Source organism: Mesorhizobium sp. 113-1-2 (assembly GCF_016756475.1).
Lineage (GTDB): Bacteria > Pseudomonadota > Alphaproteobacteria > Rhizobiales > Rhizobiaceae > Mesorhizobium > Mesorhizobium loti_C.
Map to the genome: position 1 here is coordinate 2849233 of NZ_AP023242.1, position 16084 is coordinate 2865316.

Genomic DNA, 16084 nt, shown 5'->3' on the forward strand with positions numbered 1-16084 from the left:
CCCGCCCCGGCGAAGTCGCCGTGCTCCGTGGCTCCGGAAGGAGGCGTACCATGACGACCTACATCATGCTGATGAACTGGACCGAGCAGGGCGCGAAGAACGTGCGCGATTCGCCCAAGCGCCTCGACGCCGCCAGGAAGCAGCTGGGCGAGATGGGAGGATCGTTCAAGGCGTTCTACCTGACCATGGGCGAGTTCGACATGGTGGCGGTGGTCGAAGCGCCCGATGATGCGGTGCTGGCGCGTTTCGCGCTGATGCTGGCCGCGAACGGAAACCTCAAATCACGGACGCTGAAGGCTTTCCCGGAATTCGCCTACCGCGAGATCATCTCGTCGCTTGGATGAAGCAAGCGGCAGGGCTCTCGAAGGCGACGGCTAGGTGCCGGCCTGACGGCGCTTTGCCGCAGGACAGGACGCGTCGCCATGATAGACTGCGGCCAGGGGAGATCGCGATGAAGAACGTCTCGCTACTGGCTGCCAACCTTGCCTTGATATCGTCGATGCCGTTCGCCGCCGGTGCCGCCGCGCAAAAACCGGTCGGCATGGCCAATCCGGCATCGGTGCATTGCGGCGAGATCGGCGGGCGCCTGGTGATCAGGAAGGACAAAGCCGGCAATGAATACGGATTTTGCCGGTTGCCCAAGGGGCGCCTGTGCGAGGAGTGGGCGCTGTTTCGCGACAACAAATGCGTCGGGCCAAAGGCTGCCATGCGCGGTAAGTGACGCGCACGCTATAAGGTGAGATCATGTCCGAAACGCATTCGCATCTTTGGCCCGGCGTGCCGCTCGCCCTCGGCTCCGCCGCTCTGTTCGGCGCGACGCCGCCACTTTCCAAGCTGCTGCTCGATGCCGTGAATCCCTTCATGCTGGCCGGCCTGCTCTATCTCGGCGCCGGCGTCGGCCTCGCTCTCTATCGCCTGCTTCGCGGCAAGCAGGCCGCCGCCGGCGAAGCGCAACTGACCACCCGGGATATTCCCTGGCTGGCGCTGGCAATCGGCATGGGTGGCATCGTCGCGCCGGTGCTTTTGATGTTCGGCCTCAGCCTCAACACGGCATCCAGTTCGGCGCTGCTGCTCAACCTGGAAGGGCTGGCGACGATGGCGATCGCCTGGCTCGTCTATCGCGAGAATGTCGACCGGCGCCTGCTTTTCGGCGCCTTCGCCATCCTGGCCGGCGCGGTGCTGTTGTCGTGGGATGGCGGCGGCGTTGCTTTCAATCCGGGCGCCCTGCTGGTGGCGGGGGCCTGCCTGGCCTGGGGGCTGGACAACAACTTCACGCGCAGGATTTCGGCCACCGACCCTGTCGTGATCGCCATGCTGAAAGGGCTGGTCGCGGGTGCGGCCAATGTCGGGTTGGCGCTTGCTGCCGGGGCATCGTTTCCCGTGGTGTCCATTGTCGCGGCGACGGCCGCCGTCGGTTTCCTCGGTATCGGCGTCAGCCTGGTGATGTTCATCCTGGCGCTGCGCCATCTCGGTACCGCGCGCACCGGGGCCTATTATTCACTGGCTCCGTTCATCGGCGCGCTGCTGGCCATCGTCATGCTGGGCGATGCCGTTACCCTCAAACTGGTGATCGCGGGCCTGCTGATGGGCGTCGGCCTGTGGCTGCATCTGTCGGAACGCCACGAGCATGAGCATGACCATGAGGCGCTGGAACACGAGCACAGCCACGTGCATGACGAGCACCACCAGCACGATCATGACGGGCCGGTGAGCGAGCCGCATTCGCACTGGCACCGGCATGCGCCGATGCGCCACCGGCATCCGCACTATCCCGACCTGCATCACCGGCACGGCCACGGCTGAGCATACCAAGATCATGCTCAAGCAAACACCCAAGCCTGAACTGACCGTTTGGTACAACATGCGTTGCCCGGTCTGCGATGCCGGCATCAGCTGGCAGAAACGTCGGCTGATCGAAGCGGTCAAGGCCGGGCGGATCGAATTTCGCGACATCAATCTGGAGCCGGCGGCGCTTGGCCGTTTTGGCGCCTCGCTGGAGGATATCCGCCGGCGGCTGCACGCCACCGATGCGGCCGGCCGGCTGCTGGTCGGCGCCGACGTCGCCATCGCCGTGTGGGCGGTAACGCCGGGCGAGGGCTGGCTGGCGAAACTGTTCGGCAATCCGTTTGCCTTGCCGCTGACGCGCTTTGCCTATGATCGCTTCGCCGACCTGCTCTACGCCTGGAACCGGCGCAAAGGCCGCTGGTAACATTAGAGCAGTTCACAGTTTCATGGAAACGGCGAACGGCTCTAACTTTTTGTTTGACGCAATTCCGGACGGAAAACCGCCCACACTTTTCCTGGAATTGCTCTAGATGACGCGCAAAGGTCCGGAAAGTGTCTCCAGACCCTTGTCTACGGCTCTATCGGCCAGCCGGCTCGCACAGCGCCCTGACGATGCGGCGCACCATGGGCAGCACCAACAGCAGCGTCGGAAACGCCACCAGCCAGGACAGGCCTCAGGCGGTCATCCAGATGGACGGCAGGCTGGGGTGGAAGCCGAGGCTTTTCAACGTCGAGATGAACGAGACGATGAAGGTCATCAGCAACGACAGCACCAAGGGGCTGATGATCGCGGCATAGCGCGCAGGCAGCTTCCTGCGCTGATGTCTTGCAGTCATTTTGGGAGTTTCCCTGAACTGTCCGGTCGTTCGCATGTGGCATCCGTTCGCCGGTTTCGGCGTAACTGCCCGGAAGGACCGGGGTTGGATGCGTTGCTTGACGTCAGACGCTTACGGAGCGGTCATCGACCCTCGAGCGCCTTCTAGCCGCGCGTTTCGGCGAAAGCAAGCCTCTGGCGCCACATTCCGATACATCGTAAGATATATCTTGACTCAACGGGAGCGTGCGCCTAATTAAGATATATCGTAAGATAGAACTCAAGGAGCAATCAATGCACAAGGATTTCGGACGCGGCCATTTCGGCGAGCGCATGTTCATGCACATGGCTGGCAAGTTCGGCAGAGGGGGCGGCGGCTTTGGCCCGTTCGGACATGGCGGTCGCGGTGGCGGTCGTGGTGGCCCAGGCGACATGTTTCGCGCCGGCCGCATGCTGGCCGACGGCGATCTCAAGCTGATCACGCTGTCGCTGCTGGCCGAGGCGCCGCGCCACGGTTACGACATCATCAAGGCGCTGGAAGAGCGCACCAGCGGCATCTACAGCCCGAGCCCGGGCGTGGTCTACCCGACGCTAACCTTCCTGGAAGAGGCAGGCTATGCCGTCTCGTCGAGCGAAGGCAACAAGAAGGTGTTTTCCATCACCGAGGCGGGCCAAGCGCATCTTGCCGACAACCGCGAGATGATCGACGGCGTGCTCGACCATCTCGAACGCTTCGGCCGCAAGATGGCCAAGGCGCGCGACTGGTTCGGCTGGAACGATGATGGCGAGGACCGGCGCGGCGGCCGCGGTGGCCGTGGCGAGCGCTCGGAAACACGCGACGAATTCCGTGCCATTCGCCACCGCCTGCGCGCGGCGCTGGGCGAGATCGTCGATGCCCCGGCTGAAAAGCAGGCCGAGGCGATCGCCATCCTCGAAGCCGCGGCTGAAGCGCTGGAAGCGCTGACGCACCGCTGAGGCGGGCGGCACTTTGCGGTACGCAAAAAAGCCCGGGGAGACCCGGGCCTTTTTTTGTTGGCGATGATGCGGATGGCATCATTCCTTGCCGACATATTCGCTGATCAGCTTTTCGTTGCGCGCCTTCTCGATCTTGGCGGTCATCTCGGCCGACAGGCGTTCGTCGGTGCGGTACTTGACCAGGTTCACCAGGCTGCCGGTCAAGAGCAGGATGCCCATGGCCCAATAACCCTTGGTCGCGAGGTCGACCGGCGCCAGCCACAGCGACAGGCCGAGCATGAAATAGGCGGCACCGACCGAGGCGGTGTTGAACATGATGTAGGTCTGATTGGCGTTCATTGGAGTTCTCCGTTGGTTCGATGATGATGGATTGGATGGTAGTCAGGTCTGCAAAGTCTGGTTTTCAGTTGATGGTCTTCAGGCGCTCGAGCACGTCCTTGGCGCGCACCTTCGCCGCCGGGCCGTGCCCGGCATCCGCAAGACGGTCGCGGATCGCTTCGTGACGCAGTTCGCCGTCGATCTCGTCGAGGATGCCGGCCTCCTCGAAGGGGTCGCTGGCTCCCTTGATGCGAGCCAGAAGCTCCTCGGCGTCGTTGAGGCTCGCCGAGTGGCCGATCGACCTGACCAGGCGTGACTGTGCCTTGCGCTCGGCATCGATGGCGCGGGCCGAGATCATGCCCTGGTTGAGGTCGATGATGCGGCGATGCGCTCGTTCCACCGAAACGCGCATCCGCAACGTTTTTTCGCCAAGGCTCTGTACGGTGGCGCGACGGACTTCGCGTTCATTCTCCAGCTCGGCGATGGCCGCCGCACCGCTTTCGGCGAGCCCGTTATTGCCGGCGGCGAGCGCGCTGCGCGTGCGGCTTTCGAGGTCCGCGTGGCGGCGTTCGAGCTGGTCGAGACCGGCTTGCTCGGCACGCTGGCGGACAATCAGTGAGGCGAGTGTCTGCTTGGCGGCCGCAAGGCCCGCCTCGGCGTCGCGGATGCGCTGCGCCAGAAGGTCGATGGCGAAGCGATCCTTGAGGCCATCCTCGGCCCTTGCGCTGGCGCCGTCGAGCAGTGTTCTGATCAGGCTAAGCATGGTTCTTCTCCCTTCGAATGTTGCCGTGAACAATGTTCACGAAGCCAACATAACAGGAAATGAACATTGTTCAAGGTCTTTTTGAACGCTGTTCATGAAATCCCGGCTATGGTAAACGAAGGGACGATCATGGTTCGAACAGCCCGGGCCGAGGGCACGAGCGTCTATAAGGACAAGCATGGCACTGGACAGGGAAGAAATAGGCGAGCGGGTGCTGACGATTGCCGAGGTGCTGCTCAACGAGGGCGGCATGGACAATCTGAAGGCGAGAACCATCGCCGAGCAGGCGGGCATCTCGGTTGGCTCGGTCTACAATCTGTTTTCCGATCTCGACGGGGTGCACCGTGCCGTCAACATGCGGCTGCTCGACCGGCTGGGTGCGGCAGGAGCAGCGGCGATGGCTGATCTTTCCCAGCGCGGCATCACCGATGTGCGCCAGCGCCTGCTGGCGCTGGCCGGCGCCTATGTGCGCTTTGTCGAGGCGCATCCGGGCAGCTGGCCGGCACTGCTCGCCTTCAACAGGCGGCGTCCGACGCTGACCGAGCCGGACGCCTATGAGGCGCGGCTCGACCAGCTGTTCGAGATCATTGCCCGTGTGCTCGCCGGCGGCGATTTCGACCTCGACGAAGACACGCGCCGGATCGCCGCGCGCACGCTGTGGTCAAGCGTGCATGGCATCGTCACCAGCGGCTATGCGGCCAGGTCAGTGCGCCGGCAGGCGGACGAGATCGACCAGCAGATCGAGCTCCTGGTCGCCGTCTTCATCAGGGGGCTGGAACGCGACGGCACATTCGCGCATGCTGGAACAACAGCGTCGTGAATCGCGAACTGACCGCGGTTTGCTGGACGAACAAGGAGATTTGAGCGATGTCTTTTCTGAAACGTCTTTTCGGTGGCGGCGGCGGTGAAGCGGCCGAGCCCAAGAGTGCGGCACCCGCCAAGCAGGTCGAGCACAAGGGTTTCCTGATCAGCGCCACGCCCTACAAGAACGACGGCCAGTACCAGACCTGCGGCATCGTCTCCAAGGAGATCGACGGCGTGGTGAAGGAACACAAATTCATCCGCGCGGACCGCTTCGCCGGCCTCGACGACGCCGTCGACATTTCGATCAAGAAGGGCATCCAGCTGGTCGATGAGCAGGGCGATCGGATCTTCGGGTAGGCAGACTGGTCGAGGCGACCGCCCGCATTGCACTAGAGGCGGCAAATGCTGGCGCGGGCAAGCTTGTCCCGACGCCTGCTCGCGGAGCAAACCTCGGTAACGCCTGCTCATTCAAACAGCACTTGAATGCCGGGCATCGCCCGAGGCCGGATAGGCGTCGAAATGCGAGGCGATCGTCCTGGCCATGAGAGGCCCGTCACTTGCCGACGGTTCACGGTTTCAGATCGATGGTGTCCATGTCGCGAAGCGGGAACGCGCGATGGGTGGAAATGGCGACGATCCGGTCGCTCAGGTGGGCGAGCAGCCGCTCCAGGATGCGCTCGCCCTGCTCGTCGTCGAGATGCTCTGTCGGCTCGTCGAGCAGCACCAGCGGCATGGAGGACAGCCAGGCGCGCGCGAGGTTGATGCGCTGTATCTCGCCGAGCGAAAACCGGTCCTGCCTGATCCAGGCATCCAACCCGCCGGCTTCATGGATTCGCCTGTCCATCTCGACGGCTTCCAGCGCACGCCACAGGGCCGCGTCCGGTGCGTTGCCGACGAAGAGGTTGGCGCGCGCCGTGTCCTCGAGGATCACCGCATCATGCAACACCAGTGCTGAGAGCGCCCGCCGCTCGCCTGCCGACAGGATGCGGTCGCCGGTGGCCAATCCATCCTCGCCGATCCAGCCGGCAACCTGCTTGAGCAGGCTGGTCTTGCCCGAACCGCTTGCGCCGACGAGCACCGTTGGCCGACCTCTTTCGAGCGAAAGCGCGACCGGCGCTCCAATGGGCCGGCCGTCCGGCGCGCGGCGCTGCAGGGCGCGGTGGCGCAGTTGGCGCGGTTCGTCCGGCATGTGCGCTTGCCTGTCCGCCGAACCGACCTCGGTCCACTTGCCGATCTCGGCCCGGGCGGCGTTGCGGCGAAGCACGGCCACCAGCATCCGCGACGCGCCGTTCAACGCTTCGCCCAGCGCCAGCCACGAAAAGCCAAGCAGCATCGGCAGGAGAAGCTCCGTGCCTTGCCGTCCCGCATACCAGGCGGCCGCCATCACGCTGATGCCGGCAAGCGGACCGAAGGCGGCGCCGAGCGTGTCGAACCCGGCCTGCAGGCGGCGAAGCGCAAGCATCTCGCCATCCGCGCGGGAGAGCGCGGCAAGCGCTTCGCCACACTCATGGCGCCAGGCGCCCTCGGCCTTGAGCGGAACGGCTGACGCCATGGCCGTGCCAAGCCTGCCTGCGCCCCCGCGACGCATCGACCTGGCGCGCTCCCATGCCATGGCGCCAGCCTTGGCCATCCGGTTCCCCGCGAACAGGATGGCGAGCAGCAGAAGCATGATCGGTAGGAGGGAGAGCGGTGCGAGCATCGCCGAACCCGCGATGAGGACGGCGAGGCCGCAGGCCAGCGTCAGCGCCGGCAGCCCGGCACGCAGCCGGGCGTAGTCGAGGTCCTCGACATCGTCGAGATAGTCGGCCAGCCGCGCCTCATCGCCGAGCTGCCATCCGGCCCGGCGCACGGCAGGCGCCGCCGCCATCGCGGCGAAGAGTTCGACGCGATGCGCGACCTGGTCCGAAAGTGCTGCCTTGTGACCGGCCAGCCGCTCACCATAGCGGGCGGCCGTGCGGCCCACCGCGAACAACCTGACCAGCGCCGCCGGTATGTGGAAGTTGAAGGTGAAGGCGGTGGCGGAAAGGCCGGCGATCGCCACCGATCCCAACAGCCAGGCGGAAACACCGCCGAGCAATACGCCGCAGCAGAGTGCCGAGAAAGCAAAGCCCGTCGCCAGCCGCCACGACTTCCGGCTTGAAGATTGAAGGAGAGTGTTCATGCCGCCACCTCGATGGCATCGTTGGGAGTGAGGTTGACCGTCATGTCCGCGGCGGCGGCGAGGTCGCGGTCATGGGTGGCCACGACGACAAGCCGCGATCGCGAGATCGCAAGCAGCATGCGTCGCACCGCTTCGGCCGTCTGGCGGTCGAGCTTTGCCGTGGGTTCGTCGGCCAGCACGGTCCGCCCGGAAAGCTGCGCGCGGGCGACCGCGATGCGCAGGCGTTGCCCGCCGGAAAGGTTGGCTCCGCCCCGGTCCAGTCTGGCTTCGAGGCCGCCCGGCAACAGCGCGTCGTCGAGCAGGCCGATCGCGCTGGCGGCTGCCTCGAGATTGTCCCCGGCAGGCGCGGCGATACTCCATGAAAGGGCTTCGGCAAGCGTTCCCTCGGGCACGCAGCTGTCGGTGGAAACCCAGGCGATCTCCCGGCCGGCGAGTGCATCGGCGTCGAGCGATCCGCCTGGTTCGAGCCCGGCCAGTCGGCGTAGCAATGTCGACTTGCCGGACCCGCTCGGGCCGACAATGGCGACGATGCCCTGTTCCGGCAATGCCAGGGACAGGCGGTCGAGAATCGGCAAGCTCTGTGCCGCGACCGGCTCGGCACCGAGCAGCCGGTCAAGTGCGGCCGCCGCGGCAAGGCCCTCTGCCTTGGCGTGATATTGTTCCGAAAAGCGCCGGAAGGGTGCGAAATATTCAGGCGCGATCATCAGGATGAACAGGCTCTGCCAGAGCGCGAGGTTGGAGAAGCCGGGGATCATCGCGAGCTTCAGATGGCCAAGGCCGAGGAAGACGGCGAGGATGGCGATCGACAGCGATGCGAAGAAGTCGATGATGCCGGCATTGACGAAAGCAATGCGCAGCACGCCCATCGTGTTGTCCGCATAGGCTTCGAGGCGGCGGGCCAACTTGGCGTCTTCGGTGGCCATCGCGTGGTTGGCGAGGATCGTGGGCAGCGTGCGGATGCGGTCGGCGAACTGGCCCGCCAACCGGCCGAAGGCGCGTTCCTGGGCGTCGGCGCGCCGGCGGATGGCATTGCCCACCAGCGCGAGGAACAGGATCATCACCGGCGTCAGGCAGATGACCAGCAGCGCTGCCTGCCAGGAGACGAGGAAAAGTGCGATGGCCGCAAGCAGCGGTCCGGCACCCATCATCGTGCTGGCCGCGCGATGGCCGACGACAAGGCCGGCCACCGCCTCGGGATGTCGCTGCATCGAGACGATGACGCCGCCGACCGACAGCGATTGCAATTGCCGCACCGGCATGTCGTTCAGGCGCTCGCCCGCATGCCCGCGCAACCCAGCCGAGACGGCGGTTTCGGCCGACGCCTGCGCCCTGTCGGACGCGAGCCCGGCGAGGCAGGCAGAAGTGAGAAGCACCAGCACCGCCGCGACCAGCCATGGGTCGACGGGATCGCCCATCACCAGCCGCCCGGTGGCGATCGCCGCCGACGCGGCGAAGCCGAGGCGCAACCCGGTGCGCGCGACCTGCAGGATGAGCAGCCGACGCAAGCCGCGCCTTGCCAGCCGTTCGCCGATCGACAGTGCCTGGAAAAGGGCGGGGCCGGAGGGGGCGGCCTTCGGATCCGGTGCGGGAACGGCTGACGTTTTCATGCCCGCTTCTCGCACACGCGATGATGAAACGAATTGATCCAGATCAAGCCGCGGATGTTCGCGGCGCGTTATGAGCGGGTATCCAGAAAGGATGCTCCCATGCCCAACTTTCTCCTGGTCGACCTGTCCCGGCTGCAGTTCGCGCTGACAGCCCTTTACCATTTCCTGTTCGTGCCGCTGACGCTGGGCCTCTCCATCCTGATCGCGATGATGGAGACCGTCTATGTCATGACCCGCCGCACCATCTGGCGCGACATGACCAAGTTCTGGGGCGTGCTGTTCGGCATCAATTTCGCCCTCGGCGTCGCCACCGGCATCACCATGGAATTCCAGTTCGGCATGAACTGGGCCTACTACTCGCACTATGTCGGCGACGTATTCGGCGCGCCGCTTGCCATCGAGGGCCTGATGGCCTTCTTCCTCGAAGCCACCTTTGTCGGGCTGTTCTTCTTCGGCTGGGACAGGCTGTCGGCCCGCGCGCATATGATCGTGACCTGGTTGATGGCGCTTGGCACCAATTTCTCCGCGCTCTGGATCCTGATCGCCAATGGCTGGATGCAGAACCCGGTCGGCTCGGCCTTCAACCCGGACACGATGCGCATGGAGGTCACCGACTTCATGGCGGTGATCTTCAATCCGGTGGCGCAGGCGAAGTTCGTGCACACCGTTTCGGCCGGCTATGTCTGCGCCGCCACTTTCGTGCTCGGCGTTTCGGCCTGGTACCTGCTGCGCGGACGCTATGTCCAGCTCGCCAAGCGCTCTTTCGTCATCGCCTCGGCCTTCGGCCTGGCCTCGTCACTCTCGGTGATCGTGCTCGGCGACGAAAGCGGCTATGCGCTGACCGACAACCAGAAAATGAAGCTCGCGGCCATCGAGGCCATGTGGGAGACGGAGCCCGCGCCGGCGTCCTTCACGGCATTTGGCATTCCCAGCCAAAGCGACCGCGAGACACATTTCGCCATCCGCATCCCGTGGGTGATGGGCATCATCGGCACGCGCTCGATCGACAGGCAGATCGCCGGCATCGACGATTTGGTCGCCCGTGCCGAAATGCGCATCCGCAACGGCATCGTCGCCTATGACGCGCTGGAGAAGATCAAGGCTGATCGCACCGACACCGCCGCCCGCGCGGCCTTTGATGCCAGCTCCAGGGATCTCGGCTATGCGCTGCTGCTCAAGCGGTACCTGCCGGATCCGAGGCAGGCGAGCGAGCAGCAGATCAAGGATGCCGCCTGGTTGACCGTGCCTTACGTGCCGCTGCTCTTCTTCGGCTTTCGGCTGATGGTGGCCTGCGGTTTCGTGCTCGCCGCGCTGTTCGCGGTGTCGCTGTGGCACACGACACGGGAGACCGAAGCGCCGCACTGGCTGTTTCGTGCCGCGCTCATCGCCATGCCGCTGCCCTGGATCGCCATCGAGGTCGGCTGGTTCGTGGCGGAGTTCGGACGCCAGCCCTGGATCATCGATGGCGTGCTGCCGACCTTCCTCGCCACGTCCGAGCTTGGCGTCACCGACCTGGCGCTCACCATCTGCGGCTTCACGCTCGTCTACGGCGTGCTCGCCATCATCGAGGTCAAGCTGATGCTGGCCGCCATCCGCAAGGGGCCCGAGGTCGCCAGCGTCATCGATGACCTGCGCCCGAACGCCGAACCCGCACTGCAACCCGCAGAGTGAAAAAGGATCACGACGATGATCGACTTTCTCTTCGACTATGAAACGCTGCGCGTGATCTGGTGGGTCCTGCTCGGCGTCCTCCTGATCGGCTTCGCCGCGACCGACGGTTTCGACATGGGCGTGGGCGCACTGCTGCCCTTCGTCGCCAGGACCGACGCCGAACGGCGCGTGGCGATCAACACAATCGGCCCGGTCTGGGAAGGCAACCAGGTGTGGTTCATCCTCGGCGGCGGCGCCATCTTCGCGGCGTGGCCGGCGCTCTACGCGCTGAGCTTCTCCGGTTTCTACCTTGCCATGTTCCTGGTGCTTCTGGCGCTGATCCTGCGCCCCGTTGCCTTCAAGTATCGCTCGAAGCGGCCCGATCCGGCCTGGCGCAGCCGCTGGGACTGGGCGCTCTTCGTCGGTGGCGCGGTGCCGGCGCTCATCTTCGGCGTTGCCCTTGGCAACACGCTGCAGGGCGTGCCGTTCCATTTCACGCCGGACCTGCGCCCCATCTATGAAGGCAGCCTGTTCGGCCTACTCAACCCGCTCGCGCTCTATTGCGGTCTCGTCTCGGTCGCCATGCTGATAACCCACGGCGCGGCCTGGCTCGCGTTCAAGGCGGAAGGCATCGTCGAAGACCGCGCGCGTGCGATCGGCGCCAGGTCCGCCGTCATCACTTCGCTGCTCTTCGCCGGCGGTGGCGTGCTGGTCTGGCTCGGCCTGCTCGGCGGCTACCGCGTGACCTCGCCGATCGTGTGGGAGGGGCCGTCCAATCCGCTGCTCAAGACGGTATCGGCGGACAGCGGCGCCTGGCTGGCGAATTTCCATGCCCATCCGCTGCTCTGGATCGTGCCGGCGCTCGGTGTCGTCGCACCGCTGCTGGCGGCGATCGGCTTCCAGGCCCGGCGCGAAGGCTGGACCTTCCTTGCCTCGCAGTTCGGCGTTGCGATGATCATCGCGACGGTGGGGCTTGCCATGTTCCCCATCCTTCTGCCGTCGAGCAGCAATCCCAGCCATTCGCTGACCGTGTTCGATGCCTCCTCAAGCCGCGCCACGCTGCGCAACATGCTGATCGCTACGGTGATCTTCCTGCCGCTGATCCTCGCCTACACCGGCTGGGTCTACAGCGTGCTGTGGGGCAAGGTCGGCGAGAAGAGCGTCGAGAAGGCCGGTTCGTCGGCCTACTGATTCAACCGGAGTTTTGACCATGTGGTATTTTGCCTGGATCCTTGGCCTCGGACTGGCCGCCTCCGTCGGCATCCTCAATGCGCTCTGGTACGAGCTGCGCACCGTCCGCGAGGAGCCCGCCAACGACACCGTCGCGCTGCCCACGCCTTGAGCCTAGCCGGGGCGGAGGAGCCATCATGACGGATTCTGAGCTGGGGCCGCTGCGCGGGCCGGCGGACATGAAGCGGGCGCATGTGCGGATGCTTGCGCTCTGTCACATGCTTGAAGGTATCGCCGACGATCTGCCGTCGCGCGTCGACCGCTTCCAGTGCCTTGCGGTGGCGGCCGATCTGTTGCCGGTGCTGCGAGAGTGCCATCGCTTCGAGGAAGAGATTGTCTTCCCCGCCTTCGCGCGGCTCCAGGGCGGGGAAGATATCGTCGCGCGGCTCAAGATGGAGCACCTGGAGGACGACTGCGCGGCGGCTGACCTTAGTGAGGTCCTGCTTGCGCATGGCCACGGGAGGCCTATCGAGAACCCCGAGGCGCTCGGCTACATGCTGCGCGCGCTGTTTGAATCCATGCGGCGCCATATCGCCTTCGAGCGAGACCATGTGCTGCCGGGGATTCTCAGGCAGCGCTGAGCGCTTCATCGCATCGCGTTTGGTCGGCGATCAGTCGCCGGAACGCACTTCCAGGCGCGCGAGGTCGTCGACGACAATGTGACGGTTGTTGTCGATGCGAATGACGTTGTTGCCTCGCAGCCTGGTCAATTGCCGGCTCACCGTTTCGATGGTGAGGCCGAGGAAATCCGCGATCTCCGCGCGCGACAGCGGCAGGTCGAAAGCGGCGGCGCGGAGCTCCGGGCCGGCGGCCGGATCGATGTTGCGCGCGATCATCAACAGGAAGCTCGCGATCTTCTCGGCTGCGGTCTTGCGGCCGAGCGCCACCATCCAGTCGCGCGCCTGATCGAGCTCGCGCAATTTCTGTTCGAGCAGCCGATGCTCGAGGTCGGGTTGCTCCTTCATCATCCGCTCCAGCGCCTGGCGTGGAAAAGAGCACAACTCGACATTGGTCGCGGCCTCCGCGGTCAATGTGCTCTCGGCCTGGAACGGTCTTCCCAGAAAATCGGGAGCGAACTGCAGGCCGACGATCTGCTGGCGGCCGTCGGACAGCGTCTTGGTGAGTTTCACGACGCCGGAAAGAACGTTGGAGAACCGCTCGACGCTTTCGGTGTCACTCATCAGTTCCTTGCCGGTTTCCGCCTTGTACCGTTTCGTCGACCTGGACAGCGTGACAAGCTGATCGGGGTTGAGGGCGCCACAAATGCCGCGGTGCCGCGCTTCGCATGAAACGCAGAGAACAGGAATGCCCTTCGTGTGAATGTCTTCGCGCACGATGGTACATCTATAGTGTTACCAGCCGGCAGCGGCAACGCATGGGCGATGACTTTAGCGATGGCGCATATGCACTGCCAAAGGACCCTGTTGCATAAATCCAGCTTATCATCATCCCCAGTTTTTGAAGACGTTACAGGCCCTTTCGCCGCCTGTAGCTTCGACGCTACACGTTGGAAATAACTGGGATTTGGTGGGTCGATGCAGACACATGCGCGGGTGGTGATTGTTGGTGGCGGGTGCGTCGGCGCGGGCATCCTTTACGGCCTGGCAAAGCGCGGCTGGACCGACGTCGCGCTGCTCGAACGCACCCAGCTGACCGCCGGCTCGACCTGGCATGCGGCCGGCCTCGTCCCGTCCTATGCCCGCAACATCAATATCGGCCGGATGATCAACAAGACCATCGAGATCTATGAGGGGCTCGAGGCCGAGACCGGGCAGCCGGTCGGATGGCACAAATGCGGCCAGCTGCGCATCGCCAATTCCAGGGACCGGCTCGACGAATACAAGAGCTATATGAGCGTCGCCGACGTTCAGGGCATGCGGGCGCATCTGCTGTCGCCGGCGGAGGCGAGGGCGCTGTGCCCGCTTCTCGACAACAAGCATATGCTGGGGGCGCTCTATCATCCCGATGACGGCCATATCGCCCCGGCCGACGTGACCCATGCCATGGCCAAGGGCGCGCGGGACCTGGGCGCCAAGATCTACCTCAACACCGAGGTCACCGGCTTTCAGCGGACCGCCGGCGGCGAATGGCGGGTCGCGACCAACAAGGGCGACATCATCTGCGAGCATGTGGTCTGCGCGACCGGCAATTACGCGCGCCAGACCGGCGCGCTGCTCGGCCTCGACATCCCCGCGATCCCGATCCTGCACCAGTACTGGATCACCGAGCCTGTGCCGGAGATCGTGGAGCGCAAGAAGCAGGGACGTGCGGAGATGCCGATCCTGCGCGACGAGGGTTTTGAAGGCTATCTGCGCGAGGAAGGCGATGGCTTTATGTTCGGTCCCTACGAGCGCACCGAACACCTCAAGCTGTTTGCCGAGGATGGCGTTCCCGCCTGGTTTGGCGCCGACCTCGTCGAGGAGGATTTCGAGGCGGTGTCGTGGAACTGGGAGCAGGCAACGCAGCTCGTGCCGGCACTGGGACGCGCCGGCATCAAGGCCAATGTCCGCGGCCCCTTTCAGATGACCGCAGACGAGCTTCCGCTGATGGGACCGGCCTGGGGCCTGCCCAATGTGTGGCTGGCCGAGGGCGTGCCGGGCGGCATATTGTGGGGCGGCACGATCGGCTACTACCTGTCGGAGCGGATCGTCGAGGGCGGCAACAGCCTCGACACGTCCGATCTCGACCCGCGCCGTTTCGGCGACTACGCCAACAAGGCCTGGACGCGCGAGAAGGTCCGCGAGGCCTGGGGCACGCATGCGGAGCAGAAATATCCGGGGCAGGACATGCCCGCCGCCCGGCCACAGAAGACCGCGCCATCCTATGCGCGGCTGACCGAACTGGGTGCGGTCTGGGGCGTGCTCAACGGCTGGGAGATGCCCAACTGGTTCGCGCCCAGGGGTGTCGAGGCCAAGGACCAGTATAGCTGGCGCTGGACCGCCAAGGGCGTGTTCGTCGGCGAGGAGGTGCAGGCCGTGCGCAACGCCGTCGGCCTGGTCGAGATGACGCCGATGACCAAGTTCGAGGTGTCGGGGCCGAACGCGGCGGCCTGGCTCGACAGGATCCTCGCCAACCGCCTGCCGGCGGTCGGCCGGGCTGTGCTGGCGCATCACCTCACGCCGGCAGGCGGCGTGCAGGCCGAATACATGGTGGCGCGCCTTGGCGAAGACAGTTTTTACCTCATTTCGACGCCGCGCGCGGAGCGCTGGAATTTCGACGATCTGTCAAAACTGCTACCCGCCGATGGCAGCGTCAGCCTGAAGAACGTCACCGACGAGCGCGGCTGCTTCACCGTCGTTGGCCCCAACGCGCGAGACGTGCTGCAACCTCTCACCGAGATCGACCTGTCGAACGCGGCCTTTCCCTGGTTCGGCGTGAAGTCAGGCAGCGTGGCGCTTGCCAGTGACGTACGACTGTTGCGCGTAAACTATGAGGGCGAGCTCGGCTGGGAACTCTATCATCCCATGGCCTACCAGCGGCAATTGCTCGACGCGATCCTGAGAGAGGGCGAGAAGCACGGCATGCGGCTCGTCGGCTTGCATGCGCTGGAATCGCTGCGGCTGGAGAAATCCTACCGCGCCATGTACCGCGACATGAATCCCGAGCTCAACGCTCTGGAGAGCGGGCTCGAACGCTTCATCCGCCTCGACAAGGGTGATTTCGTCGGCCGCGACGCGGTCTTGAAATACAAGGACAAAAACGACCAGCGCCGGTCGGTGACGCTCAGGATCGAGACCGACGGCGCCAGTACGCTTGCCAACGAAGGTCTGTACATTGACAGCAAGCTGGTCGGGCGCATCACGTCGGGTGGTTATGGCTACACGCTCGGGCATGATGTGGCGCTGGCGCTGCTGCCCGAGCGTCACAGCACGCCCGGCACGAAGCTCGACGTCGCGATACTGGGGGAATGGAAGACCGCTACGGTTATTGCGGATTCGCCTTACGATCCCAGCTCGACCAGGGCGCGGATGTAGCGC

General features: G+C 64.9%; 17 protein-coding genes and 1 pseudogene. 12 read left to right on the plus strand and 6 right to left on the minus strand.

Annotated elements, in window-relative coordinates; translation table 11 throughout:
• Positions 1-50: 50 nt before the first annotated feature.
• The 4 genes from JN279_RS13660 (at position 51) to JN279_RS13675 (ending at position 2209) form a co-directional block, all read left to right on the plus strand.
• A complete protein-coding gene (locus JN279_RS13660; RefSeq protein WP_095202008.1) occupies positions 51-344 on the plus strand; it encodes a GYD domain-containing protein in 294 nt (97 codons plus the stop codon).
• A gap of 107 nt (positions 345-451) precedes the next feature.
• The gene (locus tag JN279_RS13665) at positions 452-721 is read left to right on the plus strand and encodes a putative hemolysin (protein ID WP_202353020.1); all 270 of its coding nucleotides are present in this window, start codon (positions 452-454) and stop codon (positions 719-721) included.
• A gap of 23 nt (positions 722-744) precedes the next feature.
• Complete coding sequence (locus JN279_RS13670; protein ID WP_202353021.1) at positions 745-1803, plus strand: DMT family transporter; 1059 nt, start codon at positions 745-747, stop codon at positions 1801-1803.
• A gap of 13 nt (positions 1804-1816) precedes the next feature.
• A complete protein-coding gene (locus JN279_RS13675) occupies positions 1817-2209 on the plus strand; it encodes a thiol-disulfide oxidoreductase DCC family protein (RefSeq protein ID WP_202353022.1) in 393 nt (130 codons plus the stop codon).
• Positions 2210-2363: 154 nt separating this feature from the next.
• Here the strand turns inward: JN279_RS13675 and JN279_RS13680 are convergent.
• Positions 2364-2621 (minus strand): annotated as a pseudogene (locus JN279_RS13680) (DUF2798 domain-containing protein).
• A gap of 272 nt (positions 2622-2893) precedes the next feature.
• Here JN279_RS13680 and JN279_RS13685 point away from each other — a divergent pair.
• Positions 2894-3574 (plus strand): PadR family transcriptional regulator, encoded by a 681-nt coding sequence (locus tag JN279_RS13685; protein WP_202353023.1) that lies wholly within the window; start codon positions 2894-2896, stop codon positions 3572-3574.
• A gap of 78 nt (positions 3575-3652) precedes the next feature.
• On the opposite strand, the gene JN279_RS13690 is transcribed toward JN279_RS13685, so the two are convergent.
• Together JN279_RS13690 and JN279_RS13695 are read right to left on the minus strand one after the other, a co-directional pair.
• Positions 3653-3913 carry a YiaA/YiaB family inner membrane protein gene (locus tag JN279_RS13690; RefSeq protein WP_023779112.1) on the minus strand — a complete coding sequence of 87 codons (261 nt, stop codon included), beginning with the start codon at positions 3911-3913 and terminating at the stop codon, positions 3653-3655.
• Positions 3914-3977: 64 nt separating this feature from the next.
• The gene (locus tag JN279_RS13695) at positions 3978-4655 is read right to left on the minus strand and encodes a PspA/IM30 family protein (RefSeq protein ID WP_202353024.1); all 678 of its coding nucleotides are present in this window, start codon (positions 4653-4655) and stop codon (positions 3978-3980) included.
• 178 nt (positions 4656-4833) lie between these two features.
• Here JN279_RS13695 and JN279_RS13700 point away from each other — a divergent pair, with 178 nt between their 5' ends.
• A complete protein-coding gene (locus JN279_RS13700; protein WP_096449052.1) occupies positions 4834-5475 on the plus strand; it encodes a TetR/AcrR family transcriptional regulator in 642 nt (213 codons plus the stop codon).
• Positions 5476-5522: 47 nt separating this feature from the next.
• Positions 5523-5816: an HlyU family transcriptional regulator gene (locus JN279_RS13705; RefSeq protein ID WP_096449050.1), complete on the plus strand. Its 294-nt coding sequence runs from the start codon at positions 5523-5525 to the stop codon at positions 5814-5816.
• 211 nt (positions 5817-6027) lie between these two features.
• Here JN279_RS13705 and JN279_RS13710 read toward each other — a convergent pair whose 3' ends face one another.
• Both JN279_RS13710 and JN279_RS13715 read right to left on the minus strand, forming a co-directional pair.
• Positions 6028-7620, minus strand: a complete 1593-nt coding sequence (locus JN279_RS13710) for an ATP-binding cassette domain-containing protein (RefSeq protein WP_202353025.1) — start codon at positions 7618-7620, stop codon at positions 6028-6030.
• Positions 7617-9227 (minus strand): ATP-binding cassette domain-containing protein, encoded by a 1611-nt coding sequence (locus JN279_RS13715; protein ID WP_202353026.1) that lies wholly within the window; start codon positions 9225-9227, stop codon positions 7617-7619. The genes JN279_RS13710 and JN279_RS13715 overlap by 4 nt, the downstream gene beginning before the upstream one ends.
• 99 nt (positions 9228-9326) lie before the next feature.
• On the opposite strand from JN279_RS13715, the gene JN279_RS13720 reads away from it, so the two are divergent.
• The 4 genes from JN279_RS13720 to JN279_RS13735 are packed head-to-tail and all read left to right on the plus strand — an operon-like array spanning position 9327 to position 12688.
• Positions 9327-10898 (plus strand): cytochrome ubiquinol oxidase subunit I, encoded by a 1572-nt coding sequence (locus JN279_RS13720; protein WP_202353027.1) that lies wholly within the window; start codon positions 9327-9329, stop codon positions 10896-10898.
• Between the two features lie 15 nt (positions 10899-10913).
• A complete protein-coding gene (gene cydB / locus JN279_RS13725) occupies positions 10914-12068 on the plus strand; it encodes a cytochrome d ubiquinol oxidase subunit II (protein WP_202353028.1) in 1155 nt (384 codons plus the stop codon).
• A gap of 19 nt (positions 12069-12087) precedes the next feature.
• Positions 12088-12219: a cytochrome bd-I oxidase subunit CydX gene (gene cydX, locus JN279_RS13730; protein WP_202353029.1), complete on the plus strand. Its 132-nt coding sequence runs from the start codon at positions 12088-12090 to the stop codon at positions 12217-12219.
• Between the two features lie 25 nt (positions 12220-12244).
• Complete coding sequence (locus JN279_RS13735; protein WP_244734569.1) at positions 12245-12688, plus strand: hemerythrin domain-containing protein; 444 nt, start codon at positions 12245-12247, stop codon at positions 12686-12688.
• A 30-nt stretch (positions 12689-12718) separates the two neighbouring features.
• Here the strand turns inward: JN279_RS13735 and JN279_RS13740 are convergent, their stop codons facing one another.
• Complete coding sequence (locus tag JN279_RS13740; protein ID WP_096449040.1) at positions 12719-13444, minus strand: Crp/Fnr family transcriptional regulator; 726 nt, start codon at positions 13442-13444, stop codon at positions 12719-12721.
• A gap of 198 nt (positions 13445-13642) precedes the next feature.
• Between JN279_RS13740 and JN279_RS13745 the strand changes: the two genes are divergently transcribed.
• Positions 13643-16081 (plus strand): GcvT family protein, encoded by a 2439-nt coding sequence (locus tag JN279_RS13745; RefSeq protein ID WP_202353030.1) that lies wholly within the window; start codon positions 13643-13645, stop codon positions 16079-16081.
• Positions 16082-16084: the final 3 nt, after the last annotated feature.